The sequence below is a fragment of the Thermosulfurimonas sp. F29 genome, from assembly GCF_019688735.1.
Lineage (GTDB): Bacteria > Desulfobacterota > Thermodesulfobacteria > Thermodesulfobacteriales > Thermodesulfobacteriaceae > Thermosulfurimonas_A.
Window position 1 is genome coordinate 294571 of the sequence record NZ_JAIFYA010000003.1, and the last position, 26667, is coordinate 321237.

Here is a 26667-nt window from a genome sequence, read left to right on the forward strand (position 1 = left end):
CTTAGGAAGCGCTGGCGTAGCTGTGCAGCCCGGAAAGCCAGAAGTTCACCCCGAAGTAGGTGAAAAGCACGGCGAAGAACCCCACCACCGCCAGCATGGCCATGCGTTTCCCGGTCCAGCCCCGGGTAAGCCGGGCGTGAATGGCCGCAGCGTAAATGAACCAGGTAATGAGCGACCAGGTCTCCTTGGGATCCCAGCTCCAGTAAGAGCCCCAGGCCTGATCCGCCCAGACCGCCCCGGTGATGATCCCCACGGTGAGCCAGAAGAACCCGAAGAGGATGAGTTTGTACATGAGGGTGTCCAGGACTTCCTTTCCGGGCACATGCCGCCAGAGGGACCCGGGGCCCGGAGTTTGGGGACGAAACAGGTAAACCAGACCCAGACCGAAGGCCACGGCAAAGGCTCCGTAGCCCAGGAAGCAGGTGATCACATGCGCGGTGAGCCAGTTGCTCTGAAGGGCCGGGACCAGGGGTTCGATGTCGGTATTGGTTCCGAAGGAGGCGTAGGCCATGATGAGGGAGGCTACCGGGGCCACGAACGCTCCCAGAATCTTGCCCCGGAACTTGAGCTCCAGAAAAAGGTACACGGCCATGGTGGCCCAGGCGAAGAAGATCAGGGATTCGTAGAGGTTGGAGAGCGGGATGTGCCCGTAGCCCAGCTGATGAGACTCCCACCAGCGGAGGACCCAGCCCACCGTGTTGAGAACGAGTCCGGACCAGGCCACCGAGGAGGCCACGCGCCCCATTCCCTCCCAGGAAAAGATCCAGTGGAGGAGGTAGGCCGCCCCCGCGGCCAGATAGATAAAGGTGACCAGGCTCAGGAGATAGGCGTTGGGTACCCAGGGCGTGCCGCGTTTTGCGGCGACAAGGACATAAATGACGACGGAAAGAAGGATTCCTCCCAGGACTTCTCTGATACGCATGTGAAAGACCTCCGCCTCGGTTTAGAAGCATTCTAACAGAGGGTCCCGGATCGCGCAATTTGCACCCGGTTAACCCTGTGTTAAATTAGCGCTACATGGAGGAGAGACGGGTCCTCTGGGCCCCCTGGCGGGCCGAATATGTGGGCGGGAAAAAGGAGCCGGGTTGCATCTTCTGCCCTCCGGAGGGAGACCTTCCCGACGAGGAGAGACTTATCCTTTACCGGGACGAACGGGTCCTGGTGTTGATGAACAAGTTTCCTTACAATACGGGCCACCTCCTGGTTTCCCCCGGACGACATGTGGCCGAGCTTGAGGACCTTACCCGGGAGGAGATAGCCGACCTGATGGAGATGGCCCAGCATTGTCTGCGTATTTTGAGGAAGGTGCTTAAGCCCGACGGCTTCAATGTGGGGTTCAACCTGGGAAAGGTGGCCGGGGCCGGATATCCGGATCACCTTCATCTTCAGATCGTTCCGCGCTGGGAGGGGGACGCCAACTTTATGGCCGTGCTGGCGGACCTTCGGGTGATCCCGGAACATCTTCTGGCCACCTATCGCAAGCTTTTTCCCCACTTCGAGGCCCTGCGTCAGCGATAGACCGGAATTCCTCCCCGGGAATGCGCCCGGGGATGGAGACGGTGTTCCCTGACCGCTCCCTCCGGCAGGATGTGGAGGACCCGGAAACCTTTCAGAAGCAGGGCATCGGCAAGGAACCAGCGATGACAGCGCCAGGGAAACCCCTCGGCGCACATCACCGTGGTGCTTTCCCGGTGGGCGATTTCAAGCAACCTTTCGAGATCCGCCCGGAATTCTACGGTGTGCATGTGATCCGCATAGCCCCGGAACCCCGGGTTTTCGAGACCGGTATTGGGAGAGTCCGATCGAGGGCGTCGCCAGCCTCCCAGACCGGGAAGGTGTAGATAGGTGATTCCGGAGCGGGAAAGCCATTCCCGCAGGGCCTCTTTCTGGAAATGAGGAAACTTGCGGGACCCCGGCCAGCGCCTTACATCCGCCAGCACCCGTATTCCGAACCGTTCTAGGAGTTTGAGGAAGGTTTCCGGATCGTGCCGGGAATGTCCTATGGTGTAGAGGACCTTTTCCATTTGAGGGCTCCGGTATTTTCTGTTTTAATCATAGCCCATCTATGGCGATCGCGGTGCGTGTGGAAGGTCTGATCAAGGACTACGGGAGACTTCGGGCCCTTCACGGGATCTCCTTTGAGATCAGGGAGGGGGAGCTCTTTGCTCTCCTCGGCCCGAACGGGGCCGGAAAGACCACCACCATAAGGATCCTCACGGGTCTCACCCGGCCCACCGCCGGCCGGGCCTATTTTTTTGACCGGGATATCTTTGCGGAGCCGCTTTCGGCCAAGAAAATGGCCGGTCTCGTGCCCCAGGCCACCAACCTGGATCTGGAACTTACCGTGTGGGAGAATCTTCTCATCCACGGTTTCCTTTTCGGACTTAGCCGGGGGACCATCCGGAGCCGGGGACGGGAACTTCTGGAATTTTCCGGGCTCTGGGAGCGGCGTCACGACAAAGTGAAGACCCTTTCCGGGGGGATGCGCCGGCGTCTTCTCATCATCCGGGCGCTCCTTCACGAACCGCGCATTCTCTTCCTGGACGAGCCCACCGTCGGGCTCGATCCGCACATCCGTCGCCGCCTCTGGGGGCTCATCAAACAGATCCAGACCCGGGGCACCACAGTGCTCCTTACCACCCATTACATCGAGGAGGCCGAGTTCCTGGCCGACCGGGTGGCCTTTCTCGATCAGGGACGCATCGTGGCCCTGGATAGCCCCCGGAACCTCATGGCTCACCTGGGAGAGGTGGCCGTGGATGTGGTAACCCCCGAGGGGCTCAAGACCCGCTTTTTCGCGAACCGGGAGGCCGCGGAAAGAGAGGCGGTGAAGCTCTCCCGTTCGGGGGAGACGGTGACCATACGGCGCGTAAATCTGGAGGACGCCTTTCTGCACTTCACCGGGAAAAAGGTATGAAGGGCTTCCTTGCCGTCTACCTTAGGGAACTTCTCATCATCTGGCACCGACTTCCCCGGATGCTTCTTTCCTTTTCCGTATCACCGACCCTTTATCTGGTGGCCTTCGGTTTCGGGCTGGGCAAAAATCTAACCGTGGGGGGAAGGCCCTATCTGGAATTTCTGGTTCCCGGGGTGGTGGCGGCCTCCTCCATGATGCAGGGCTTTGGCATCAATGTGGAGATCAATGTGGCCCGTTTCTATCTACGGATCTTCGAGGAATTTCAGGCCGCACCCATTTCCAACTGGTCCTATGTGCTGGGAGAGATCCTGGGGGGGGTGACCCGGGCCTTCCTTTCCACCTTTGTCATCCTGGCCATCACGGCGCTGGCCGGGATACACCTTCACTTCGGCCCCTGGTTCTTCCTGGGGGTGTTCCTCAACGCCTTCGTGTTCGCCTCTCTGGGGGTGACCTCCGCCATGCTCATCCGCTCTCACGCCGATCAGGCCCTGGTCACCAATTTCATCATCACCCCCATGGTCTTCCTGGGAGGGACCTTTTTCCCGGTGGAGGGACTTCCGGCCTGGGCCCGGTGGCCGCTCAAGGCCCTTCCCCTCACTCATGCCTCGCGGGTGATCCGCTCCGCGGCTTACGGCGAGACCGTTCCCTGGTCTTCCCTGGCTCTTCTGGCGATTCTGGCTCTTCTGGGAGTGATTCTGGCCTACCGCTCCGTGGACCGGGCCCGGGATTAGCGGTTCGAAGTCAACCTCCGTGTGATCCACGGAGGAACGATCGTCTTACGGGAAAAGAAAAAGCGGAACTTCCGAAAAGGCTTGTTAGCCTTTTCGGGCTGAGAGGACAAAAAAGCCGGCCCCCGGGTAAAATCCGGTTTTTACTTCCTGATTTGATACAGGCCTTTCCGTTTGGGGAGGTTCAAAAAGGGTGCTTAATATCTTTCCAATAACGAAACCGGTCTCGGATAGCATTTTCGAAAGCTCTACAAAGGAGTAAAAACGAGCCCTTCTGTAAATGGGATGTCCATTTCTACCTTTTTCTTCATAAAACCTGGCCCAGGGGCTTTCTTTAAGGATGAGGCCGAGGACGAGGCGTCCCCCCGGACGCAAAACTCTTGCCACCTCTCGAAGCACATCCTCCGGACGATCCACAAAACATAGAGTGACCATTAGAAGAACCAGGTCAAAGGTGTGAGTTGAAAAGGGAAGGTCTTCCCCTCTGGCCTGGACGGCGGTTATGCCTCTTTTTAGGGCAATCTTCAGCATACTGTAAGAGGGATCAATGCCGCAGGATATTCCAAGGGGGGCGGCAAAACGTCCTGTTCCTACCCCTATCTCCAACCCCCGGTGAAAGTTTTTCACAAGCTTTTTTAACACATCAAGTTCCAGTGCATACGCTGAGGCCCCAAAGGGTTCTTCATACCACCGGTCATATCTTTCGGCCAGCTGATCAAAAATTTCCCAGGAGGGATTCATTTTTCCTCCGTGCTTCCCGGGTTTCAATTCGGACAGGCATTTTAACATTGAAATAAAAACAGGGCGATAAATGGCCTCTGTGGTAAAATAGAGGGGAGGCTTGTGGTGTCTTCTGTCTCATGACGCTCTGGGAAAAACTCGAGATCCTGGGTGCGGCGGCCAGTTACGATCATTCCTGCACCGGAACCGGACTTGCCCCGGATCTTCCCTTTACCCTGGAGGGCCGCAGGCATCTTCCGGGTATTTATCTGGCGCATACCTCCCTTGGGCGCCGCATTCCGCTCCTCAAGGTGCTTCTCACCAACCGCTGCCGTCTCGACTGCGCCTATTGTGTGAACAGGGCCTCCAACCGGGTACCCCGAACGGCCTTTGAGCCCCGGGAGCTGGCCGAGGTGGCCCGGGAGCTCTTCCGCCGGGGGCTCGTTCAGGGAATTTTCCTGAGTGCCGCCATTCAGGGCTGTCCGGACGATACCATGGAACGCCTGGTGGAGACGGCCCGCATCCTTCGGAGGGACCTTTCCTTTCGGCATTATCTTCACCTGAAGATTCTTCCCGGGGTTTCTCCGGAGCTGGTTAGGGAGGCGGTGCGACTGGCCACCAGGGTAAGCGTGAACCTGGAGTTCGTGAAGCGCCGTTCTCTTCACCGACTAGCCCCGGGCAAGGAAAAAGGGGGATTGATCCGGGCTCTCGCCCAGGCCCGGGAATTCGCCCTGGAGGAGGGACGAATTCCCTCCCTCACCACTCAGGTCATCGTGGGTGCCACCCCGGAGACGGATTACGATCTCCTGCGTACCGCTCAGAATCTTTACCGACAGGGGCTCCTGAAACGAATGTACTTTTCGGCTTACATCCCGGCCAACCGGGACCCTCGCCTTCCCCCTCCAGGGGCTCCCCCTCCCCTTCTCCGGGAACGCCGTCTTTATCAGGCGGATTACCTCCTCCGTCTCTACGGCTTTGATTATCGAGAATTGCTTGAACCGGGGAAGAATTTACCTCTGGATAGGGATCCCAAACTGGTCTGGGCCGAACGGCATCCGGAATTCTTTCCGGTGGACCTCCTGCGTGCCTCCTACGAGGAAATTCTCCGCGTGCCCGGTATAGGTCCCCGGACCGCTCGTCGCATTCTGGAGGCCCGTCGGCGGACCGTCCTTACCCCTGAAGGGCTGCGTCGGGCCGGGGTGCAGCTATCCCGGGCGCTTCCCTTCATCGCTCTGGGAGGCCGCTATCTCCCTCGCCAGCTTTCCCTTTTCTGAGCCCTTTCCCCGGGTAATCTTTTTACCCGGGCATTCCGGATGGAAAGGTCTCCAGTAATTTAGACGGGGAAGAGACCTCAAAGCGAATTTTTACCCTGCGAAAAGGATGTTCTATGGATCAGGGAGAGGTTGTTGTGGCAGGCCCTTAGAGGGAATAAAAGATCCTCCCGTGCTTGAAACTCTCTCAGGGGTGATGATATTTAAGATAGGTGTTAATTTGCCTAAAGGGGGAAGCACATGGAAACGCTCGTGGTGGTCCTGCTGGCAGTGGGGATTCTGGTTCTTCTGGCCCTGGTGATGGTGCTCTGGAAGCTGAAGGAAGTACTCGAGCGGGCCCAGGGTCTGGTTTCCCGTTCGGAGGAGACCGTAGCCACGGCTCGGGAAACTCTTTCCCGGGTGAATCGTTTGAGCGAGGAGTTGATGATTCTTCCCGGGGCAGTAAAGGAGCTCATGGATTCCTTCGGGGAGATCGCCCGGGATCTCTCCGAGGAAATAAAGGGACGACTGGAGCGGCTGGACAGTTTGGTGGAGGCGTTGGAGGCGCGGGTGTCCGGAGAGGTTCCACGGGTGCTCTACCGGGCGGAGCAAACGCTTTCTCAGGCCGAGCGGTTGCTTGCCGGAGCCAACGAGAAACTCTCGGCCCTGGACGATCTGGTGGAGGCCGTTCGGGGACTTTCCCGTTCGGTTAAGGAGGTAAGCACCACCGCCACTCTTGCGGTGGAGACCATCAATCGCGAGGTGCGCAATCTGGTGGTGGAGCTTTCAGCGGCCGTGGCCGGGGTTCGAGAAGGGGTGAAGGTAATCTCGAAGGTCTGGCCTTTTCGTCGCAAACAAATCTAATAGGGGGTGATGGAGATGGCGGAGAAGGGTTTTTCGGTGGGTGGTGTGCTTACGGCCTTTTTTCTCGGTGGGCTAGTGGGAGCGGGGCTGGCGCTTCTTTTTGCACCGGCCAGTGGTGAGGAGATTCGAGAGAGGCTCAGGGCTACCGGTGAGGAGGCCCGGGGGCGGGTGCGGGAAAAGACCCAGGAACTGAAGATCCGGGCTGAGGAGCTCAAGGAGCGGGCCGAGGAGCTCAGGGCCAGGTTGCTTACCGAGGCTGAGGAGCTCAAGAGCAAGAGTCTTGAAACTCTGGAAGAGGCCAAGCGGGTGCTGGAGGAGGCCATTGAGGCCGGGAAGGAGGCCATGCGCCGGGAGAAGGAGAAACTGACCCAGAAACTTAAGGGAGACCAGGCTGCGGCTTCGGTCTAGACCTTGCTTTCCCCCCACCCGAGTTTGTCTCTCAGGATGGCAAAGTAGCTCCGGGTGGGGGAGGTAATCAGGCGAAGGGGTCTTTCGGCTTCCCTAACGGTGAGTTTTCCGCCGGGAGGAAGTTCCCGGTGGAGGCTTCCATCCACCACCAGGTGGACTTCAGGGGAAGGGCTAATCAACTGAATCTCCACAGGGGTTCCTGCGGGAAGTACCAGAGGGCGGGCGCTTAGCATGAAGGGACAGATAGGGGTCAGAACCAGGGCCCGGGCCTGAGGATGGAGTATGGGACCTCCGGCGGAGAGGTTATAGGCGGTGGAACCTGTGGGGGTGGCCACTATGAGTCCGTCTCCGTAGTAAGTGGTAAGGTATTCTTCTCCGGCCCGGACCCTCAGATGGATCATGTGCCCTAAGGGGCCTTTGAGAACAGCCACCTCGTTCAGGGCAAGAAATTCCTCCTCGCCCAAACGCACGCGGAACATCAGTCGCTCCTCTACGGAAAATTTCCCGGCGGCAAGGCGGGTAAGGGCCAGTTCGGCTTCATCGAGCTGCACCTCGGTAAGGAAACCCAGTTTCCCGAAATTTATGCCCAGTATGGGGACATCAAGTTCCCAGGCGAGCGGCGCCGCACGCAGGAAGGTCCCGTCTCCGCCCACCACCAACACCGCTTCGGCCCCTTTCCGGGTATCGGGGGTGAGGATCCGTACCCCTTTCTCCTCCAGCGTTCGTCTAAGAAGGTGTCGGAACTCCGGTGGAAGTTCCAGCCCTTCTTTAACACAAAGCAGTATAGCCCTCATCAGTTGACATTTTAGAAGCCCTGGGCGAAAGGTAAAGTGTGAAAACGGTATCTGCAGTTTTGCTTTTGATAATTCTTTTTTGGCCAGGGACGGGTAAAGCGGCCTGGCGCATCGAGGCCCGCAAACTTATCATATACCACGATCGGAGGGTGGCTCTGGCCGAGGGGCAGGTGGTTATCTCGGGAAAGGACCTCACCATCTTCGCCACAAAAGCCCGCTACGAGATGGAAACCAAGCGTCTCTACCTCTGGGGACCGGTAAAGATTCTCACCCCTCACGGAGACTGGCTGAAGGGGCGCTGGGCTTTTATGGATCTCCGTTCCGGTGAAGGAGAAATAGGCGGAGCTCTGCTCTTTATTCGAAAGGATCGGGTCCGGGTCCGGGCCCGGAGGATGCGCCGTCTGGGTGAGGATCACTATCTCGCCTATCAGGCCATCATCACTACCTGTGAGCTCACCTGTAAAGAGTCACCGCCCTGGAGTTTTCACGCTCGAAAGGTGGAAATTCGGGGAGGACACGCCCGGGCCCGCTGGGTCTCCTTCTGGGTCAAAAAACTTCCGCTTGCAGCAAGTCCTTATGTGAGCGTAGCGGTGAAAACACGGCGTAAAAGCGGCTTTCTATTTCCCAGACTGGTCTCCGGTTCCCGAACCGGGGTGGGAATCGAGGTCCCGTTTTTTCTCGCCCCTCACGACAGTTTTGATTTCACCGTGTATCCTTTGTGGCTTTCCCGCCGGGGCCTTCTCTTTTCCGCCGAGGCACGCTGGCGCCTTTCCGAAACCACCCGGGGCATAATCCGCTATCGCTACCTTCACGATCGTCTCAAGGACGATGATTACAACCGGGACGGGATCGTGCGCGGAAACCGTACCCGCTATTGGGTGGTGGCGAAGATTGATCAGGGAATTTCTCCGCGCACGGATCTCCATCTGGATCTCGATCTGCTCTCCGACCGGGACTTTCTGGAGGAATTTCCCGGCGGTGCCCTGGGTTTTCCGGCAAGTCATCGAAGCTTTTTAGAGTGGTTCGGACGAGGACTGGAAGAGAGAAATCAGCGCTATCGCACCTCAAGGTTATGGCTTTCCCATCGAAGGGAAAATACTTACCTGGAACTCGGGGGGGTCTATCGGGATTGGGTGCTCCCCCGGGGACAGAGCACGGTTCTTTCTCCGCTTGCCTACCTTCATCTCTTCTCTATGACCCGTCCCCTATTCGGTCCCTTCACCTTTTCCGGGAACTTAGAGACTGCCTACTGGTACCGGGAGGAGGGAGCCCGGGGACTTCGGCTTAACCTGGCACCGGAGTTGACACTGAATCTGCCTGTGGGACCCTTTGAAAATCAGGCCACTTATCGTCTTATTCATACCCGCTACGCGGTGGACTGGGATAACGGTACCACCGAGGACCTCACCCGCACCCTCTACGAAATAGAAGCCGAGACGGCTCTGGAATTATACCGGGTGTATTCTTTTAAAAGATGGAAACTTTCAGGACTCAGACACAGCCTGCGTCCCTATATACGCTACTTTTATCGTCCTCCGAAGAATCAGGATGATCTTCCTCTTTTTGTGAGTGAAGATCGTCTTCCTCCGGCCCATTATCTGGAATACGGCCTGCTTCAGTTCCTTACGGTCCGGAAGGACTCTCCCATGGGGCCCCGCTACTGGGATCTTGTACGCTTCAAATTATCTCAACGCTACGACTTTCGAGAGGCCGCACGATCTCCTGCTTCCGCCGGGGAGGAACGGCGTCCCTTCTCCAACCTTTTCGGAGAATTTGAGCTCCGGACGCTATCCCGTTTGAGCCTCCGTTACGACTGGGTATATAACTTCTACGGACTGGGTCTCACCCGTCAGCAATTGAGCTTATCGACCAATAAGGTCCTCTTGGATTCTTTCTCTTTAAGTTACCAGAGGGATCGTTTACGCCGGGTCAAACAGCTCAATCTATCGGTCCGAAAGGGTCTGGGAAATCATCTTGTTCTTTACGGGTCTCTCTCACGCAATCTTCTCCGTTCGGAAACCTCCTCAGCTCGAATGGGAATAATTTTTCACAATTCTTGTTACACGGTGGATATTTCTCTGGGGGTGACCCCGGAGGATACCCGTTTCTCCTTCTGGGTGAATTTGCTGGGTCTTGGGGGATACGGAAGATCCTTTACCCGGGGCCCGTAAGCTTGACCGGCTGCGGGGCGCGTAATAGTCTTTCGGGCATGAGGATTGCCCTTGCCCAGATCAATCCCACCGTCGGTGACCTTTCCGGAAACCTGGAAAGGATCCTCGAATTTTACGAGAAGGCCCGGGAGATCGGGGCCCGGCTGGTACTCTTTCCGGAGCTCTGTCTCTGCGGGTATCCACCGCGAGATCTACTCTACAGGCGTGAATTCCTGCGGGCCGTAAAGGAAACTCTTTCCAGGCTGGTTCGCTCCATCGGGGAACCCGCGGTGGTGGTTGGCTATCCGGAGGAAAACGAGGCCTTAGGCCGGCCGCTCTTCAATACCCTTGTGCTGATCGAACACGGACGCATCCTTTACCGCTACCGTAAAACCCTCATTCCCTACTACGATATTTACGAAGAACCCCGTTACTTCAAGGCCGGAGACCTTCCGGGAATTTTTGAGTTTCGGGGCATACGCCTGGGCTTTACCATCTGCGAGGACATTTGGAACGAACCCGGCTATGTGCCCAAACTTTACGAGGAGGATCCGGTAGAAGCGCTCGCCTCCAAAGCCATTCGGGCGGCGCTCAATATTTCCGCCAGTCCCTTCCATTTGGGCAAGGGATCTTTAAGGGAGAGTTTGCTTGCCACCAAGGCCAGACGGCTCGGAGCCCACCTTTTTTATGTGAATCAGGTGGGAGCGCAGGATCACCTCATTTTCGATGGTCAAAGTCTTGTGGTGTCCCCGGAGGGACGGGTCCTGGCCCGCGCCCGAGATTTCGAGGAGGACCTTGTTTTTTATGATCTCGATACCGGGGAGGGGATTGTGCATCCGGTCTCGGAAAGACGGGCCGAGTCCCTGCTCAAGGCCCTTATCCTCGGAGTGCGTGATTTCTTTCGCAAGGTGGGGGCCCGGGGGGCTATTGTGGGGCTTTCCGGAGGGATTGACTCCTCGGTCACCGCGGTGATTGCCGTCCGGGCCCTTTCGCCGGAAAGGGTCCTGGGAGTGCTTATGCCCTCCCCTTATAACAGTCCGGAAAGCGAGGAGGACGCCAGGGCCCTTGCCAGTAATCTCGGTATTCGCACTCTACGAATTCCTATAAAGGAAATTCTTTCCGTATGCAAGCGTACGCTTTCTACAGCCCTTTCGGAAGAAATCTCCGGACTCGCCGAGGAGAATCTCCAGGCCCGGTTGCGTGGTCTTCTTCTTATGGCTCTTTCCAATAAATTTCCCGGTTATCTCGTCCTAAATACAGGCAATAAGAGCGAGCTGGCTGTGGGGTACTGCACCCTTTACGGTGATACCTGCGGGGCCCTTTCGGTCCTCGGGGATGTAACCAAGGATCTGGTCTACGAGCTGGCTCTTGAGATCAACCGGGAGAGGGTGATCATTCCGGAACGGGTTCTACGCAAACCACCCTCGGCGGAACTGCGCCCGGCTCAGAAGGACGAGGATGACCTTCCTCCTTATTACCTGGTGAACAATGTGGTGCGAGCCTATGTGGAGGAGGGACTTTCTCCTGAGGAGATTGTCTCGCGCGGATTTCCGGAAAAGGTGGTTCGGGAGGTGGTGGGACGGCTGCGGCGAGCGGAGTTCAAACGCTGGCAGCTTCCTCCCGCCCTCCGGGTCACGCCCCAGGCCTTTGGATACGGGTGGCGGTATCCCATTGCCCACCGATTTCCCATGGAGGATCCGCGGTGAAGAAAGATTTTCAGGGCTGCGTACAGGTCTACACCGGAGACGGGAAGGGTAAGACCACCGCGGCTCTGGGCCTTATCGTTCGGGCCCTGGGGGCCGGTTTTCGGGTGGCCCTGGTGCAGTTCTTAAAGAAGGGAGACTACAGTGAAATTCGAACCCTCAGACGTTTCGAGCCACAGCTTTCCATTTATCAGTTTCACTCCGGGGGGTTCGTGAGAGGACACCCTGATGCGACGGTATGTCGGGCCGTGGCGGAGGGATGGCGTTGGGCCCGGGAGATTATAAAAAGCGGTGAGTTCCAGTTGGTGGTACTCGATGAGATAAATGTAGCTTTATCCCTGAAACTCCTTTCCCCTGAGGAGGTCGTTTCGGTCTTAAGGGAGCGACCGTCCGGGGTGGAGGTGGTCCTCACCGGTCGCAATGCCCCCGAGGAGGTAATAGAGTTCGCCGACCTGGTCACCGAGATGCGCAAACTCAAACATTATTACGAACGGGGGATTCCCGCCCGTCTCGGAATCGAAAAGTAAGGGTGTGGAAGGTTGGATTCTTGATTTTGTTATTACCGAGGTTAAAATGGATGAAAGCGGAGGGGTGCCCGAGTGGTCGAAGGGGTGCGGCTGGAAACCGCATGTGCGGGGCATAACCCCGCACCGAGGGTTCGAATCCCTCCCCCTCCGCCAAATTCAGCTTTTCTCGGTGGGGGACACTTTGGGGACAATACCGGGGACGACTTACAGCCTCAAGGGCTCCACATTGAGAGCGTTTCGCAATAAGGACTATTCTTAAACTTTCAATTTCGGTTTTCGGCGATTATTTAAACACAACTTTTACCTCCTGGAATTCCTTAAAGCGAAATTCAGGACCATCGTCCCGCCTTATCTCCTCCGGTGGCCCATAATGCCGGCATAAATCTTTTTAAAGGCTCCCTGGCAACCTCAATGGGAAAAGCTTCTTCCGTTCTCGGGGTCCGCCGCCAGCCTCGCTTCTAGCGAAGACAAAGACTAAGACCAAGCTGAGGAAAATCCGCGGTATTTTTTGCGGAAGCGTCCGGATGGTTTCGCGATACCCTGTATTTTCTTGCGATAGCGGCTACGGAGTTACCCGGAGTGTCGGCCTCGGCCAGGATTCTGATGGATCTGATCGATAGTAAACTTTTTCATGACTCACCTGCATTATTTTGAGTTGTCATTTCTATAAATCCTAACATCCCGGGTGGTTCGAAAAATGGGGAGCAGGTCAAAATACGATGTTCCGTAAAACTATCTAGTACTAATACAAAAGCAACGGTGGTTTTTTGCCTAAGATGCCAAATCTTCGTCTTCCTTCTCGATCTCGTACTTCATCATGTACTCCGGCACCCCCAGTTCCCGCCACTTCTCCTTCGGCTCAACGGCCATAATCAACAGCACTTTTGTCTGGTCCTCCCCGTTCGGAAAATCTCGCTCTAGCCTCTTGAGATCCTCGGACGACACCAAAAGAAGCATCGGCAGTATCCATTGTCTGCGAAGCTCTTCGAAAGTTTGTGGCGACCAGTTCACTTTTAATGTTCTTGCCATGGCTCCTCCTATTTACTTTGTAAATCTCAAATCCCCGTTCTTTTAAAGCCCTCGCCAAATCTTCATCCCAAGTGTTCGTAACTATGAATTTAACTCCTTCCTGCGACTTGGGAAGAACGATGCGATTAAATTTTTCAAGAAAAGTTTTTAACTCCTTGTCTTCGGCAGTAACCTCATACCCTGCTACCTTACGTCCCTGTTCCCGAATGTAATCTGGATCAAAAATCACCAAGTCCCCTGGACGGGCTTCTTTCTGTACAAGCTTCCAGGCATCTCCTCGTCTAATCATAAGGAACTTCTCTCAAGTTTCCATTCCTCATAGGTAGGCTCGAAACAGTATGTCCTCGATATGCAAAGACGAATATGGGAAAGTTTCCATTCCTCATAGGTAGGCTCGAAACCCTTCTTATTTTCCTTTTCTTTTTCTTTTTCATTTTCCCGTTTCCATTCCTCATAGGTAGGCTCGAAACGCCACGGGCCCCACGGGCCCGCACGGGACGATCAAATGTTTCCATTCCTCATAGGTAGGCTCGAAACAAGTCTCGTGCTCCGGAGGCTCAGGAGTTTGTTCGTGGTTTCCATTCCTCATAGGTAGGCTCGAAACGAATTGCTCAAGTCTAATTCTAACATTGTCGTCGATAGTTTCCATTCCTCATAGGTAGGCTCGAAACGAATTGCTCAAGTCTAATTCTAACATTGTCGTCGATAGTTTCCATTCCTCATAGGTAGGCTCGAAACGCTTATTATAAACAAAACGCCCAGGTTGAAAACTACGGTTTCCATTCCTCATAGGTAGGCTCGAAACAGCTTTCCCTCGTGAATACGCAAAGTCCACTTACGCTGTTTCCATTCCTCATAGGTAGGCTCGAAACGGTTTTTTAAAAATGCCTTAAAAGGCATTTTCCTGGGTTTCCATTCCTCATAGGTAGGCTCGAAACATTAACTCTCTCCAGGCAGCAAATGTCCCCGTAAATGTTTCCATTCCTCATAGGTAGGCTCGAAACATCTAGACTTGGAATACTATACTGTATCTGGTGCATAGTTTCCATTCCTCATAGGTAGGCTCGAAACTGGTTTATCCTTGATATCGATTATGGCCATTATGATGGTTTCCATTCCTCATAGGTAGGCTCGAAACCATGCTGACCTAGCTAAAGTTCTTCTTGAAGCTTAGTTTCCATTCCTCATAGGTAGGCTCGAAACGGGTTCCTGAGATAATTAGGGTAGTTTCGTTTGAGAAGTTTCCATTCCTCATAGGTAGGCTCGAAACCAGTAGGAATATTCGAAGAAGACAAAGTCGAATTAAGTTTCCATTCCTCATAGGTAGGCTCGAAACTATTCTGTCTTTATTTTAGTGAGGGGGGGAGCCTAAGTTTCCATTCCTCATAGGTAGGCTCGAAACGGTTTTCCAAGCTTGACGGCGGCGGCATCAAGCCCGGTTTCCATTCCTCATAGGTAGGCTCGAAACATGCGTTAGCACTCTGGGGGCGTGCCTTGGAGCGTCGTTTCCATTCCTCATAGGTAGGCTCGAAACTGTGGACACGGTGGGAAAGCAAAAAACCATTGAGAAGGGTTTCCATTCCTCATAGGTAGGCTCGAAACAAGTACCATCCGAAAGGTAAAAATAGAGACGGCCATGTTTCCATTCCTCATAGGTAGGCTCGAAACAAGTCTCGTGCTCCGGAGGCTCAGGAGTTTGTTCGTGGTTTCCATTCCTCATAGGTAGGCTCGAAACACCGCCCAAATAGACGCAATAGCCCCTACAATTACACGTTTCCATTCCTCATAGGTAGGCTCGAAACAATAGCGTCATGAAAGCAGTATAAAGCAACAATCGAAGTTTCCATTCCTCATAGGTAGGCTCGAAACGACGCTTCCACTCCCGGGCGTCGGCAGGGTAAAAGTTGTTTCCATTCCTCATAGGTAGGCTCGAAACCACCTGGACCCGCATACGATTAAACCGCCAATTCCGCGTTTCCATTCCTCATAGGTAGGCTCGAAACCTCGCCCCCCAGAAAAAATGGGGAAGGCCGAGGATAACGTTTCCATTCCTCATAGGTAGGCTCGAAACTCAGTAAAATTATCAACAGTACGATTCGCAAAATCCGTTTCCATTCCTCATAGGTAGGCTCGAAACAAGCGTGGCGTCCGGCATTGGCATATCTGCTTGTTTCCATTCCTCATAGGTAGGCTCGAAACTTAGGAGTTTTGAGGATTTTTTAAACCGCAGGATTTGTTTCCATTCCTCATAGGTAGGCTCGAAACGCGCATGGGGGTTTCTCGGTCTCAGATGATTAATAATCGTTTCCATTCCTCATAGGTAGGCTCGAAACGGGTCCTTCGGCAAAGAAATACGACCCACATTCTCGCGTTTCCATTCCTCATAGGTAGGCTCGAAACTCGTAAGGTTAAGCGCCATCTTGATTATTTTACTCGAGTTTCCATTCCTCATAGGTAGGCTCGAAACCCACGCTGCTTGAGCAGTGTCTCACGGCCCTGGAGTTGTTTCCATTCCTCATAGGTAGGCTCGAAACTCGGCGTCCATGGGATTCTGGGCGATGTAGGCCTGCCACGTTTCCATTCCTCATAGGTAGGCTCGAAACAAGACGGTGGAGTACCAGGGGAAGAAGAACGAATCTTCCGGGTTTCCATTCCTCATAGGTAGGCTCGAAACGAGCTGGTCAGCCGCCTTTTGCATGGCTTCAAGAGCCTGTTTCCATTCCTCATAGGTAGGCTCGAAACTGATATACGCCCATCTTGCCCCTGACCATCTAAAGCGTTTCCATTCCTCATAGGTAGGCTCGAAACTGATCCGAAGACTTCCTGGGATGACGACGGGGCCCGTGTTTCCATTCCTCATAGGTAGGCTCGAAACCCCTCTAAAACTACTCGGTACATATTTACCATAAAGAATTTGGAAAATAAAGGGTTTGAAGGGGGGCTAAAATAAAGAACGAGGGATTCAAGCGGGAATAAAGGCCGCTAAACCTCCAATAGAGCAAAAAAGTCCTTTCGTCCGGCGGCAAGAAGGCTAGTATTTTTAGAGCTGAATAGTATGACTAAAAATAACATCCTGTTATCGAGAAATTAGCTTTAGGGGGTACCTGAATACATGTATGAAATAGAAAAATACAAAAATGACGAAGATTGGTAGGTATTAATTCATAGAAACCGTTTTTCCGGATCCTGTTTCTTGCGGCCTAGGAGGCGACGCAGAAAATACCGCCGGGTGCGAAAGGTATAAACGATCACCGAGTCCTCCTCGGAGTTCATTACCTCCCTGAGCTCTGCCAGCAACCGCTCAAGCTGGGCCAGACTCAACTCTCCCTCAAAGACCGAAAGCTGAACCCAGTTGAGGTATTTGCGACAGATCTTGTGAAACTTCTGAACCCGCTTAACTCCGGCATCATAGACCAGTATTACAAACATCCCAGAGGCCTCCTGAAAATTTTCTTTAAATTTTTAGGATTTTTGATAAATTGATATTACTATGAGCGGGAAACGAAACAAATCTTCCCTCAAAAAAGAGGATATAAATTTTTTCAAAAAGAAAATCCTTTCCGGAAGGGGTAAACTTCTTATAAAACACATGCGGGGCCGTGGCACAGTCAAGCTTTCTACGGACGAAATTTTGAACCTCACCCGTGGAGAAGATTAATCCCAGATCTACCGCGTCCTCACATAGGGAAAATAGACCTCCTCGCCGAGGAAGTGTTTGTAGAGCTTGTAACACTCAAGACGAATCAGGCGCCGGTAGGAGACTTTGCGTTTGAGGCCCTTGTGCATCACGGTCTCGGAAAGGCGGGCGTCATAGGCCTCAAGAAAGCGTTTCAGGCCTCGTTCCTTAAGATATATACCGCCTAACTCCTCTCGGAAGTCCTCGGCCTTGATTTCACGGCGGTTCACCAGGGCGAAGATCACCCGGTCCACGATGAGGGGTTTAAAGACCTCGGCAAGGTCAAGGTTCAGGGAAAAACTCCGCTCGTTGGTCTCGTGGAGAAACCCTATGCGGGGGTCAAGATGGGTGCGGTAGATCTCAGAGAGGGCCGTTACATAAAGAAGGGAGTTTCCGAAGGAGATGAGGGCGTTTAAGCGGTTTTCCGGAGGCCTTCGGCTGCGGCGCTCGAAACGAAAGTCGGAATTTTCGAGAATGGCGTCAAAGGCGGAGTAATAGATCTCGCGGGCACGGCCTTCTAAAGCCATAAGCTCCGCCGGGCTTTGCGCGGCGTTAAGCCCTGCCATCACTTCTTCTATCCCGGTGATTTGTTCGGATACCGGTTTCCCCCCGCGAGCCGTAGACCCTGAGGTTAAAGAGCATGTTACCCATGGCTCCGTAGACGAAGGCCCGGGCCAGCCCCAGCCGCCACTCGTCATGGAGATAATGTTCGGCCTGGCGCAGGGTCATAAGCCCGGAATTCATGTATTCCCGGGGATAGTAAGTGCCCACATAGTAACCATATCGGTTAAAGAAGTGCACCGGAATGTGCTTTTGCGTTAGGAACTCAAGAAACCGCTTGTTAAGAGTAATTTCAGAAAAGACGAAGATTTCGGATATGGTCTCCACCGGAAGGGCGGTCTTCTTCCCCTCGCGGAGAAAGACCAGGGTGTTGCACTCCCGCTTAATTTCCCCGTCGGTGAAGATGTAGATGGGTCTTTTCACTTCAAAGTTTTTCCTCCAGTTTTCGGATGGTCTCTTTCAGAACGCGTGAGTAAACCTTTTTTATTCGTTCGTAAATTTCTTCGGCTGTTTTTTCTTCATATACATGGGAGGAAAGGTTGCGATCCGAAAGCATGTCCAGAAAAACCTCATCATCTTAAATCAGGCCCATTTTGAAAGCTTCTTTAAGACATTGCCGAGGACTTGTGCAGGAAATCCCCTGATACTCCAGGATAAATTTCAATGTTTTCCAGAAGAGTTCAAAGGTGAACTCAAAACGCTGAATAACCCCATCCCGATCCAGATCGTCTTTCACTCTGGGAAGAGCTTCTTCGAGTCTGCTCGCGGCTTCCTTAAGACGCTCAAGAGCCAGATATACTTCGGTTTTTTTCATACACTATTACTCCTTTGCGAATTATTTGACGGAATTCCGGAGAAACTTCATCCAGAAAAATTAAATCCAGGGAATGAAGGCCCAGGAAGCCTTCCAGTTCCTCTTTTAACTTTCGGCGGGCTCGGAAATCGAGTTTTTGGCCACCTTCAACGGCAAGATCAAAATCCGAGCCCGGCCGGTGGCTGCCTCTCGCCCTGGAACCGAAAAGAATAATACGCTCAGGGTGCAGTTTTTTTACCAAAAAAGAGATAATATTTTTTAATTTTTCTTGGTCTTTGTCCTGCATCAGTTGCAATTTTACCAGATTCACGCCCAGCACACCTCCTCAAAGGAAGAGGATTGCACTATCGGTGTTTAGTCTTCAAAGAAAGCCTCAAATTCTCGGGGAGAGATGATTTTCAGCTCTTCAAAATGAGCAATTTCCAAAAGATCTTTATCTCCGGTCACAAGATAATCTGCTCCGGCGGAAAGAGCACAAGCTAGAATCTGGTTATCATCTTCATCGCGGCAAACTCCCTGAATGGTTCTGGTGGGTTGTATTACCTCAGAGACTTCCAATATCATTTTTAAAGCTTCTTTAATCAGGGCTTGCGGAACTTTTATTTTTTCTGACAAGATCCTTTCAAATTCTTCCAAAATTTTCGGACAAACGAAAAGGTTAAATTCTTTTCGACGGGCACGAGCGAGGAGCACCGAACACAACCCTTCCGTGAGAAAAGCCGCCACCAAAACATTGGTATTGAAGACCACTCTCATGAAATCCGCTCAAAAACATCTTCCTCGGTCATTAAGCCGGCTTTTTTCGCTAGAGGCCTTAGTTCTCTTTTAAGTCGCCTAAAACGGGTTTCCCAGAGATAAAGGCGCAGGGACTCCCGCACGATGTCGCTTTTATTGCGACCGGTTTCTCTGGCAAAAGCATCTAATTCTCTGGCCAATTTTTCGGGAAGGCTTATAGACAAAACCGCTCTCATTTTATTACCTCCACTACAATTTAATACATCACATACGATCCTGGATCAAGCAATTACTGTTTTTTTACGCCCAGCACACCTCCTCAAAGGCACAGGAGCGGCACCAGCGACAGCGTTGGAGGGGTGGGGGTTTGGAGTTGGAGAAAGTTTCTTGCATTTCCTGCAGGAGCTTCCTTATCCGGTTTTCAAGTTCCAGAGTAAGTTTTAGGCGTTCGCTTCGGCGCTCTCTGGGAAAGAGGATTACTCCTTCCATTTCGAGTCCCTTTTCATTTTTGAGATAGTAGAGGTAGAAGGCCAGTTGAAGTCTTGCGGCCTCCTTGTGTCGCTGAGAGCGTTTGATTTCTGCCACCAGCTCTCCACGAAAAAGGTCTATTTTTAGAAGACGATCTACAAAAATTTCTTTGCGGGCCCGAGTGTAAGAGGTTTCGTGCACCAGACGCCCCAGGTCAAGAAGGGGATGTTCCTTATCGGGATTTAGCCGGTGGTAGTAAAACCAGGCCTCCCGCGGACACACCTGATAGGCATAAAAGATGGTTCCGTTGATTCGGGAAGACCACATCACAAAAAACTCCCGGTAAATTCTGGGTCGGAAAGAAGTCCCAATTCCGGGTCATATTTCACTTGGGCAAGCACAGTCCGATTTTTGAAAGGTTCAAGCAAATTGTCTCTTTTGAGCTTATGCCAGAAGCGTTCGGGCACCGGCACGAGTAGCTGAAAGGCTTTTAAGATTTCACCACGGTCAATATATTCTTCAAAAAGAGAACTTTTAGAGACAGGAAGAATTTCGTAAATCCGAAAAAGATCAAAATATTTTTCTTCGTAGCAACCTCGCAGAGGTTTCAGGTCTTCCACGAGTCTTCTGAAGCTCTCTCGGGCTCGGCGGTATGTATCTCTATCTTTAGGCGAAAAACCACTTTCATAGGCCTTTTTAAGCCATAAGGAGGCTTTTTCTGCGTTAAGTTCGCTTCCATTTTCAGGTTTACTCTCAAGAGCTTTTTCCAGATAAAACCGGTCGTAAGGGGTCTTTTCATAAAAGGTAGCAATGTGAACCTCCGCCGGAGCTTCCGATTTACCATACCGATTTACCCGCCCCATGCGTTGAAGCAGATCGTCCACCGGAGCTATTTCCGTAAACATGGCTTCAAAGCTAATATCTAAGGAGACCTCTATCACCTGAGTGGCCACGAGAATTCTAAGAGAGCTTTCCTTTTTCTTTAGAGTTTCAATTAGTTTTCGTTCCTTGCGATTACGATCTTCATAGGTGAACCGACCGTGAAGAAGCCCGATTTCATTTTTCTTCAAATCAAATTTTTCTCTTAAGGTCTGATAAATAGCTTGGGCTTGATCTACCCGGTTGGCTACCACGAGCACTCTGCGGTTTTTACTCATCCCCACAATTTCTTCGAGAAGGTCCTCAAGATGGGTTTCCCTGAAAAATACCCTGTGGCGTGCTTGACAGAGGATTTTCTTTTCAACCGAATCGCAGGGATCGAGATGTAAGTGAATCTGGGGCCCCGGAAGGCTCTTTTTAATTTCGGAAAGGATAAAATCCGGGATGGTAGCGCTCATAAAAAGGAAACGGCCTCCCAGGCCTGAAAGGAAAGACACAATTTCCATAATAAGTGCGGTAGTATGAGGATCATAAGCATGAATTTCATCGAAAATAAAAAGTCCGCCCAGTAATTCCATGAAACCTATTTCAAAACGTTTTATACCGAAAAACCACTTGAGAATTTGATAAGGTGTAAGAACCTTAAGGGGTTTATAAAAAAGAAAATTGATATCTTTTTCCTGTTTGGCTTTGAAATACGTTTCTTCATAATTTTCGCTTTCGTAAAGTTCAAACAGATAATTCAGGGCCCTGGCATGAAGGAAGCCTACATATTTGGGATCAAAATATTTTTCGGCTAAGGTATGATACATGGCATGTATGCTGGCCCGATTGGGGAGAAGATAAAAAATGCGTTCCCCGGCCTTCCGGTTTCGGTTAAGCCAGCGCAAGGCGGCTTCGGTCTTTCCCGCTCCGGTAGGGGCTTCCAGAATAAGATGGCCTTCATGTTCACCGGCCTTAAGCTGGAAAGGCCTGGGGAAAGAAGAACATTTGGGTTTGGGTAAATCTTTTAAAAAGTGCTTTACGCCGAAACTCGTAGCGTGATCTGCAGCCATTAACGCTCCCCGGGCCAGAGTTAATGTTAAGCCCTTTTTCTCAAGAACCTTACATTTATCCGTTTCCTTAAGGAGATATTCATGAAACTTCTTTACCTCTTTAAAATCGGGGGCCTGGCAGTTGAGGTTTAACTCTTTTAGATACTTTCTAAGCCATTCAAGATAAGGTGTTATTTCTTGGGCTACCTGTTTTTGCTTGTTGTTTATTTCCTTGAGGAAATACGCGGCCCGGTTGGCTCCGGTAGAAGCCAAAAGATGCTCATCATCAATGTTTTTATGATGCGTAAGCACTGCGGAAAGAGCATAGAATTTTTGAGGATCAGAAAAGGTTTCCTGACCGAGAAGAGCAAGGCTTAATACCTCGTGCCGGAACCCCCATGGGACCTTGGAAGATAAAAACCTCTGAAATCCCTCGGTGGCTTTACCCAGATCATGTACTTTGGCCGCCCAGAGCATTTCCTCTATAAGTGCGTCCACATCCGGGAGTAGGTCTTTTAACCAGCTCCTATAAGCCTCCAGAAGCTCTCTAAGATACTCGGCCACCTGGCAGGAATGTTCCTCTAAAGTGAGGCCAGTCTCTGGAGGTTTGGCCAAAGGAATTTCAAGAGACATCCCGAGCCAGCAAATCTTCGGCTTTATAGATGGGCACCAAGAAATCTGAAAAGGGGTCTTTATAAAGTAATTCGTTTGGCTGTTTTTCTAGTGGAAAAGTTTTTTCCACTACGCCGACTATTTGCAGATTAAGGATCTTTCGATGAGAAAAATCTTCAAAGGCTACCGGAAGATTATAGATTACGGCAGGAATTCCCCAGGAGAATACATACCTATAAGGCAAAAGTATTCCTTGAAGCTTGCCCTTATCTGCCTGAAAAAGTTCTACATTTTTTATTTCGGCTACATAGGCTACATCCTGCGAACGTCCCAGAAGGAGAGGGAACCGTGGCCGACGGAAATAATCTTCCCACTCGCGTGGTAAATATAAAACCAGCTCGCAATCAAAAAGAAACTCCCGATAAAACACATTTTTGACCAGTTTCCCTTTTTCATAATGGGGGCCTTTTTCTTTATAAGATATGATAGTCTCCAGATCCTCTCCTCGTCCTTTATAGGAAAAGCGGTACCCTATCCAGGGGATATCTTTTTCGGGCAGAACCCAGCGCCCGGCCGCTGCAGAAATCAAACCGAATACCGTTGAAAAGGGAGGAACCCCCAGGGAGAGCTGGCGACCGTGAAAATGGGGAACCCGAAACGAAGCCGTATAACTCTTAAGAACAATCCGGACAGCTTTAAGCATCTCTTTAATCCAGAATGTTATAGATCTTTTCTACATATTCCATAGCTTTAAGAAGAGCTTGTTTGGGAGTCCCACATAGCTCGACTAATTTGTTATTTTCAGCAAACTCTTTAATTTCTTCTTCATTGGCCAGGATCGAAGGCCGCAAACCAATAAAAACCGGGATTCCCTTACCCTCTACCTTAAGTAGATTTTCAGCATAATCGTTTAGCACGGACTCAAACCGCTTAAGGTCCAGAATAACTGTTTCTCCCTCAGGAGTAGAAAAGAGATTCTGGAAAGGGGCATTTCCTCCGTCCAGAAAACCGAGTATTATCACCACAGGAGAGACATCGGTAAGATGACGGGCGAGCTGGGCTCCGTGTCTTAACCTGGCCAGGGCCCCAAGCACATCTTTAACCCGTTTTACCTTTTCTTCCGGTGGTAAAGTATAAATATTCGGAGAAAGCTCCCGAAGTCTCTCTTTATAGGCTTCTACTTTTTCCTCAGGAATATCTTTCATTTCTCCCACTTCAAAACGTCCGACATCGGTAAGCGAAATGGTAAACACTCCCTGAAGAGGGGCTGTATAATGCTGATGCTCAAAGAGAATATAATCCTCCCCTTCTTTGAGATTACGGGAAAAATGCCCGAAATCATCCGTGATTACATTGGGAAGAACGGAAATAAGAAGACTATTTTTAAGTGGCGAGACGCGTCGGAAAGTCCCACTTTGTTCAGAGCTGTTTTTCTTTTTTGAGCGTTTTCGGGCTGCCATATAGCCGAAGATATCATCTTCCGCATAAACGATAGGGTCTCCTTCGGTATAAGCGCTTTTTTGTTCTCTGGTAACGGGACTGGGTTCCCAGCCGAAATCAGCGTAAAGCACCTCTCGCCACCAGCGCCGCCAGGCCTGACCGGAAACATAAGGATAACGGTTGCGCCCTATGCGCAGTTGTTTTACCATAATAACATTACCGGTTCTCCCTCCCTCATCCTGACCGGCCATGTTTAAGGCCGCCCCCAAAGCTTCAATAAGCACTGCTCCAGTAATTACTGGATAGGCCATCTCAAACCTCCTTTTGAGATATTCTTTCCGTGAGACAGGCCATAAGGTAATCACGGTTTAAGTAAAGTCTTTCCGTGTCCTCTATAGGGGCCAGAAAAATGAAATCCTTCCAGCGAAGAGCTCCATGTTCCATCCCCTTCAAATAAACTCCTCTTATACCTTGAGGTTTTCTCACACTCCTTAAATCTCCGAGAAATCTCTCAGGGTTGGGATGATGGTTGAGGATTCCTTCGGTTATAGTCTCGATTCTTCGGTAATACTTGTCTGGATCAGGGAGATTTTCTTCCAGAAGACCAGGCCACGATTTTCCTTCTCGTGCCAGATGCTGGTTTTCGTAAAGAATGGCTAGAAGGATATCCCGAGCCTCAAAAAGAAAGAACTCTTCACCTGGAGGAGAAAGCAGATATAGTTCTTGCGCTTTAAGCCAGCCGTTTTGCACAAAGTCTGAAAATATATGGCCTAATTCGGCATAAGAAGCCGTTTTAAGCCGGGTTAACCACTTCTTTTGATCCGCCGAAGAAAAAATCTTAAGGCCCAGTCTTTCAAGAATTCCTAACTTCCAGGCTGGCATTTTTCGGACCTCCGTTAAATACAATTGATGGGCTTTCCAGCCACCCCGTAAATATTCCTCTGCATCATCCAAGGCATAAGATAAAATGGAGCGTTTTTCTATGATAGCCCGGGCCGCCCTAGAGACGTATTTTCTTCGGGCCTTAAGTTTTTGCCCTTGGAGTCCAGAAGGGATCAGAAGCAATTCTTTGAAAAATCTCTCAAAGGCCTCCTTATCTCTGTAACGAAGCTTACCTAGAAAAATTAAGACTTCGTTGGGGATAATTAAATGTTTTACGAAAGCCGTACGATTATCGTTAGTGAAAAGATAAACTATAACGGGATGAGGGGAATCAAAAATTTCTTTCTCATATTCGGAAAGATCCTTTAATAACTTGTAGAAAAGATTCAACACAGTTCCGGATTCGGTAAGACTTTCCCACTCTCCGTAAAATCCCAAAGAGGAATTTGCGGCTATGAGAGTCTCAAAATGCCTCCAGCCGAAAATTCGGGATACGGCTTTGGCCAACTTTATGTTTTGCGTATGAAAGAACCAGAAATACCCCACCCCTTTGAGAACACTCATAGGGAAAAATTGAATGGCTATAAAACAGAAAGGACAAATTTCCATTCCATCGGAAAGAAAAGGGTAAAAATTGGCTAAACCTCTTAAAAGAGGAAATTTGTCTGCTCTTACCCGCGTCTCTCCTTCTAAGTAGTTTCGTCCACATACCGGACAAAGTTTATCCCCTTCCTGAAAATTCCGAATTTTTTCCATGGTTCTTTCGAGAAGATTCTTGTAAACTTCTTCTGGATTTTTTATATGAGGAGAAGGATTGGCCAGAGGAGAATTGGGAAAAATCTGCCTTAAGGCTCCTCTAGTAAAGCTCTTTTTACCACGTTTACCTAAAGCCTGAGGAGAAAGCAGAATATGTTTCAAATTAGCTAAAGCTTTCTCAAGATCATCTGAAGTAATCGCCTCTGGAGAATCCTTGTCCGTAATAGCCAAGATGGCCGCTAAAGAGGCATCAAGGAAGGGATTACCAGTGTAGTAAAACTTCCTCACAATCAAACTCCCCGGCCCCGAAAAGGCGATAAAGAACTACCAGGCCATTGTCTATCCAAAAATTGCCAGTAGGCCTGGAGAGATCTACAACTACCCTCTCTCCCATGCTTCCTCCACCAACGGCATGGGATAGCGGTCGCGAAGGGTACGGCCGATAGCGATGAGGGCCTGGATCACATTATCCCCCCTTAAAATCAGCTTATAGCAAATCTTGGATGGGGGGTCAAATATGGTAAATTTTAAGTAATCTCGAGGAGGTGGGTATGAGCACGGAAAAGGTCACCATCAGGAAACCCACGCCGGAGGAGCTTGAAAAACTCGGGGTCTTCAGCTGGCCAACCTGGGAGAAGGAGGTAAGTGAGTTCGACTGGTATTACCCGGAGGACGAGACCTTCTATGTGGTGGAGGGCGAGGTGGAGGTGGAGCTTGACGACGGCACCAGGGTGCGCTTCGGGAAAGGGGACCTCGTGACCTTCAGAAAGGGCGTCCGCTGCGTGTGGCGGGTGCTAAAGCCCATTCGCAAACATTACAGGTAAAACCAGAGGCGTACGGCAATCCCCTCGCGCTCAAAGGCCTTCTCGCCCGCATAGATGAGAAGACCGCGGTCGGCTCGAGGGCCGGCCACTCCCATGTAATAGAAAAGATTCCGAAACTGATCCCGGGTTACGGTTTCCGAAAATTTGGCCTCAACCGGCACGAGCTTCATGCCTAAATCCATCACGAAGTCCACCTCGTGGCCGGTCCGATCACGCCAGAAGTAAAGCGGGGGTTCCTCTTCCTGATGGCGTTTGTCAAAAATCGAGGAGGGCCACCATGCCGAAGCCCTGGCTGTTGCGGTCGCCGAGACCGGCGTTATAGGTCGGAGGAGAAGCAGAGCTCCGGTCCGAGGGGGATTTCTGGGAGGAGCCTTGACGGTGGTTTCCTGATTCGGGAAACTAATAAACAAAAGCCAAAGGAGTCGAGTTATGTTTTCCATCCCCAAAAAAGTGGTCTATGACGAAAGTGGGAAACCGGTGGAGGTTATTCTTCCCTGGGAGGTCTTCCAGGAGATTGAAGAAATTCTGGGGCTGGACCTTGATGAGGAGGTCAGGGAAGTCCTCAGGGAAGCCCGGCGAGACCGGGAAGCCGGTAATGCAGAGGCTTACATTCCTCTTGAGGAGATTTAGTGTTCAAGGTTGTAGTTCACAAGCGAGCGGCCTCTTACCTTAAGCGTCTTCCTAAGGATCAAAAAGAACGCCTCAAAAAAGCTCTTCAGGATTTAGGTCATAATCCTTTCCAGTCAGGAGTTAAAGCGATGGTAGGTGAGTGGCGGGGCTACTATCGTTTAAGGATCGGCAGTTTCAGAGTGATCTTCTGGTTAGATCGGAAAGCTCGCACCATTTATGTGGACTACATTGGTCCCAGAGGGGACATTTACAAAAGAGGCTGAAAG

At 51.4% G+C, this 26667-nt stretch carries 27 protein-coding genes, 1 tRNA gene, 3 pseudogenes and 1 CRISPR repeat array; of the genes and pseudogenes, 13 read left to right on the forward strand and 18 right to left on the reverse strand.

Annotated features, from left to right (window positions below):
• Position 1: 1 nt before the first annotated feature.
• Positions 2–922 (reverse strand): c-type cytochrome biogenesis protein CcsB, encoded by a 921-nt coding sequence (ccsB, locus tag K3767_RS09855; protein ID WP_221173411.1) that lies wholly within the window; start codon positions 920–922, stop codon positions 2–4.
• A 95-nt stretch (positions 923–1017) separates the two neighbouring features.
• On the opposite strand from ccsB, the gene K3767_RS09860 reads away from it, so the two are divergent.
• The gene (locus K3767_RS09860; RefSeq protein ID WP_221173412.1) at positions 1018–1518 is read left to right on the forward strand and encodes an HIT domain-containing protein; all 501 of its coding nucleotides are present in this window, start codon (positions 1018–1020) and stop codon (positions 1516–1518) included.
• On the opposite strand, the gene K3767_RS09865 is transcribed toward K3767_RS09860, so the two are convergent.
• Positions 1509–2024 carry a DUF488 family protein gene (locus K3767_RS09865; RefSeq protein ID WP_221173413.1) on the reverse strand — a complete coding sequence of 172 codons (516 nt, stop codon included), beginning with the start codon at positions 2022–2024 and terminating at the stop codon, positions 1509–1511. The genes K3767_RS09860 and K3767_RS09865 overlap by 10 nt on opposite strands.
• Positions 2025–2065: 41 nt before the next feature.
• Between K3767_RS09865 and K3767_RS09870 the strand changes: the two genes are divergently transcribed.
• Complete coding sequence (locus K3767_RS09870) at positions 2066–2917, forward strand: ABC transporter ATP-binding protein (RefSeq protein WP_221173414.1); 852 nt, start codon at positions 2066–2068, stop codon at positions 2915–2917.
• A complete protein-coding gene (locus K3767_RS09875; protein ID WP_221173415.1) occupies positions 2914–3648 on the forward strand; it encodes an ABC transporter permease in 735 nt (244 codons plus the stop codon). Before K3767_RS09870 ends, K3767_RS09875 begins: the two co-directional genes overlap by 4 nt.
• An 84-nt stretch (positions 3649–3732) precedes the next feature.
• On the opposite strand, the gene K3767_RS09880 is transcribed toward K3767_RS09875, so the two are convergent.
• Positions 3733–4386: a class I SAM-dependent methyltransferase gene (locus K3767_RS09880; RefSeq protein WP_221173416.1), complete on the reverse strand. Its 654-nt coding sequence runs from the start codon at positions 4384–4386 to the stop codon at positions 3733–3735.
• A 119-nt stretch (positions 4387–4505) separates the two neighbouring features.
• Here K3767_RS09880 and K3767_RS09885 point away from each other — a divergent pair, with 119 nt between their 5' ends.
• From K3767_RS09885 to K3767_RS09895, 3 genes are all read left to right on the forward strand, one after another.
• Positions 4506–5639 (forward strand): putative DNA modification/repair radical SAM protein, encoded by a 1134-nt coding sequence (locus K3767_RS09885; protein ID WP_221173417.1) that lies wholly within the window; start codon positions 4506–4508, stop codon positions 5637–5639.
• A 237-nt stretch (positions 5640–5876) separates the two neighbouring features.
• A complete protein-coding gene (locus K3767_RS09890; protein ID WP_221173418.1) occupies positions 5877–6479 on the forward strand; it encodes a hypothetical protein in 603 nt (200 codons plus the stop codon).
• A gap of 15 nt (positions 6480–6494) precedes the next feature.
• A complete protein-coding gene (locus K3767_RS09895; protein ID WP_221173419.1) occupies positions 6495–6887 on the forward strand; it encodes a YtxH domain-containing protein in 393 nt (130 codons plus the stop codon).
• Here K3767_RS09895 and K3767_RS09900 read toward each other — a convergent pair.
• Positions 6884–7681: an NAD(+)/NADH kinase gene (locus tag K3767_RS09900; RefSeq protein WP_221173420.1), complete on the reverse strand. Its 798-nt coding sequence runs from the start codon at positions 7679–7681 to the stop codon at positions 6884–6886. The two genes, K3767_RS09895 and K3767_RS09900, sit on opposite strands and share 4 nt — an antisense overlap.
• Before the next feature lie 38 nt (positions 7682–7719).
• Here K3767_RS09900 and K3767_RS09905 point away from each other — a divergent pair, with 38 nt between their 5' ends.
• The 4 genes from K3767_RS09905 to K3767_RS09920 all read left to right on the forward strand — a co-directional run bounded on the left by K3767_RS09905 (position 7720) and on the right by K3767_RS09920 (position 12214).
• Entirely contained in the window at positions 7720–9852 is a 2133-nt protein-coding gene (locus tag K3767_RS09905) for an LPS-assembly protein LptD (protein ID WP_221173421.1), read from the forward strand.
• A 38-nt stretch (positions 9853–9890) separates the two neighbouring features.
• On the forward strand, positions 9891–11537 hold the full coding sequence (locus K3767_RS09910; RefSeq protein ID WP_221173422.1) for an NAD+ synthase: 1647 nt from the start codon (positions 9891–9893) through the stop codon (positions 11535–11537).
• Positions 11534–12061, forward strand: a complete 528-nt coding sequence (cobO, locus tag K3767_RS09915) for a cob(I)yrinic acid a,c-diamide adenosyltransferase (protein WP_221173423.1) — start codon at positions 11534–11536, stop codon at positions 12059–12061. The genes K3767_RS09910 and cobO overlap by 4 nt, the downstream gene beginning before the upstream one ends.
• Positions 12062–12119: 58 nt before the next feature.
• Positions 12120–12214 (forward strand) — tRNA-Ser (locus tag K3767_RS09920).
• A gap of 706 nt (positions 12215–12920) precedes the next feature.
• On the opposite strand, the gene K3767_RS09925 is transcribed toward K3767_RS09920, so the two are convergent.
• From K3767_RS09925 to cas8a1, 12 genes and pseudogenes are all read right to left on the reverse strand, one after another.
• Complete coding sequence (locus tag K3767_RS09925; RefSeq protein WP_221173424.1) at positions 12921–13379, reverse strand: hypothetical protein; 459 nt, start codon at positions 13377–13379, stop codon at positions 12921–12923.
• 16 nt (positions 13380–13395) lie between these two features.
• Positions 13396–15965: a CRISPR direct-repeat array (repeat unit 30 nt; unit sequence GTTTCCATTCCTCATAGGTAGGCTCGAAAC).
• Between the two features lie 287 nt (positions 15966–16252).
• Positions 16253–16519 (reverse strand): CRISPR-associated endonuclease Cas2, encoded by a 267-nt coding sequence (gene cas2, locus K3767_RS09930; protein ID WP_221173425.1) that lies wholly within the window; start codon positions 16517–16519, stop codon positions 16253–16255.
• Between the two features lie 237 nt (positions 16520–16756).
• Positions 16757–17750, reverse strand: a pseudogene (gene cas1b, locus K3767_RS12300) (type I-B CRISPR-associated endonuclease Cas1b).
• 1 nt (position 17751) lies between these two features.
• Positions 17752–18141 (reverse strand): annotated as a pseudogene (locus K3767_RS12140) (nucleotidyltransferase substrate binding protein).
• The gene (locus tag K3767_RS09955; protein WP_221173430.1) at positions 18110–18460 is read right to left on the reverse strand and encodes a nucleotidyltransferase family protein; all 351 of its coding nucleotides are present in this window, start codon (positions 18458–18460) and stop codon (positions 18110–18112) included. Before K3767_RS09955 ends, K3767_RS12140 begins: the two are co-directional and overlap by 32 nt.
• 35 nt (positions 18461–18495) lie before the next feature.
• The gene (locus tag K3767_RS09960; protein WP_221173431.1) at positions 18496–18897 is read right to left on the reverse strand and encodes a putative toxin-antitoxin system toxin component, PIN family; all 402 of its coding nucleotides are present in this window, start codon (positions 18895–18897) and stop codon (positions 18496–18498) included.
• Complete coding sequence (locus K3767_RS09965) at positions 18894–19112, reverse strand: CopG family ribbon-helix-helix protein (protein WP_221173432.1); 219 nt, start codon at positions 19110–19112, stop codon at positions 18894–18896. Before K3767_RS09965 ends, K3767_RS09960 begins: the two co-directional genes overlap by 4 nt.
• Positions 19113–19176: 64 nt before the next feature.
• The gene (cas4, locus tag K3767_RS09970) at positions 19177–19671 is read right to left on the reverse strand and encodes a CRISPR-associated protein Cas4 (RefSeq protein WP_255592405.1); all 495 of its coding nucleotides are present in this window, start codon (positions 19669–19671) and stop codon (positions 19177–19179) included.
• Positions 19671–21890 carry a CRISPR-associated helicase Cas3' gene (cas3, locus tag K3767_RS09975; protein WP_221173434.1) on the reverse strand — a complete coding sequence of 740 codons (2220 nt, stop codon included), beginning with the start codon at positions 21888–21890 and terminating at the stop codon, positions 19671–19673. The genes cas4 and cas3 overlap by 1 nt, the downstream gene beginning before the upstream one ends.
• Positions 21880–22572, reverse strand: a complete 693-nt coding sequence (gene cas5b, locus K3767_RS09980; RefSeq protein ID WP_221173435.1) for a type I-B CRISPR-associated protein Cas5b — start codon at positions 22570–22572, stop codon at positions 21880–21882. The genes cas3 and cas5b overlap by 11 nt, the downstream gene beginning before the upstream one ends.
• A 4-nt stretch (positions 22573–22576) precedes the next feature.
• Positions 22577–23620 carry a type I-B CRISPR-associated protein Cas7/Cst2/DevR gene (cas7i, locus tag K3767_RS09985; RefSeq protein WP_221173436.1) on the reverse strand — a complete coding sequence of 348 codons (1044 nt, stop codon included), beginning with the start codon at positions 23618–23620 and terminating at the stop codon, positions 22577–22579.
• Between the two features lies 1 nt (position 23621).
• A complete protein-coding gene (gene cas8a1 / locus K3767_RS09990) occupies positions 23622–25235 on the reverse strand; it encodes a type I-B CRISPR-associated protein Cas8b1/Cst1 (RefSeq protein ID WP_221173437.1) in 1614 nt (537 codons plus the stop codon).
• Between the two features lie 263 nt (positions 25236–25498).
• Between cas8a1 and K3767_RS09995 the strand changes: the two genes are divergently transcribed.
• A complete protein-coding gene (locus K3767_RS09995; RefSeq protein WP_221173438.1) occupies positions 25499–25771 on the forward strand; it encodes a cupin domain-containing protein in 273 nt (90 codons plus the stop codon).
• Here K3767_RS09995 and K3767_RS12305 read toward each other — a convergent pair.
• Together K3767_RS12305 and K3767_RS12310 are read right to left on the reverse strand one after the other, a co-directional pair.
• Positions 25762–26034 carry a DUF4143 domain-containing protein gene (locus tag K3767_RS12305; protein WP_370630460.1) on the reverse strand — a complete coding sequence of 91 codons (273 nt, stop codon included), beginning with the start codon at positions 26032–26034 and terminating at the stop codon, positions 25762–25764. The genes K3767_RS09995 and K3767_RS12305 overlap by 10 nt on opposite strands.
• Positions 26027–26071: pseudogene (locus K3767_RS12310) on the reverse strand (hypothetical protein); the annotation flags it as partial. The pseudogene K3767_RS12310 and the gene K3767_RS12305, both read right to left, overlap by 8 nt.
• 129 nt (positions 26072–26200) lie before the next feature.
• Here K3767_RS12310 and K3767_RS10005 point away from each other — a divergent pair.
• Together K3767_RS10005 and K3767_RS10010 are read left to right on the forward strand one after the other, a co-directional pair.
• Positions 26201–26401 carry a hypothetical protein gene (locus tag K3767_RS10005; protein WP_221173440.1) on the forward strand — a complete coding sequence of 67 codons (201 nt, stop codon included), beginning with the start codon at positions 26201–26203 and terminating at the stop codon, positions 26399–26401.
• Positions 26401–26664 carry a type II toxin-antitoxin system RelE/ParE family toxin gene (locus K3767_RS10010; RefSeq protein ID WP_221173441.1) on the forward strand — a complete coding sequence of 88 codons (264 nt, stop codon included), beginning with the start codon at positions 26401–26403 and terminating at the stop codon, positions 26662–26664. The genes K3767_RS10005 and K3767_RS10010 overlap by 1 nt, the downstream gene beginning before the upstream one ends.
• Positions 26665–26667: the final 3 nt, after the last annotated feature.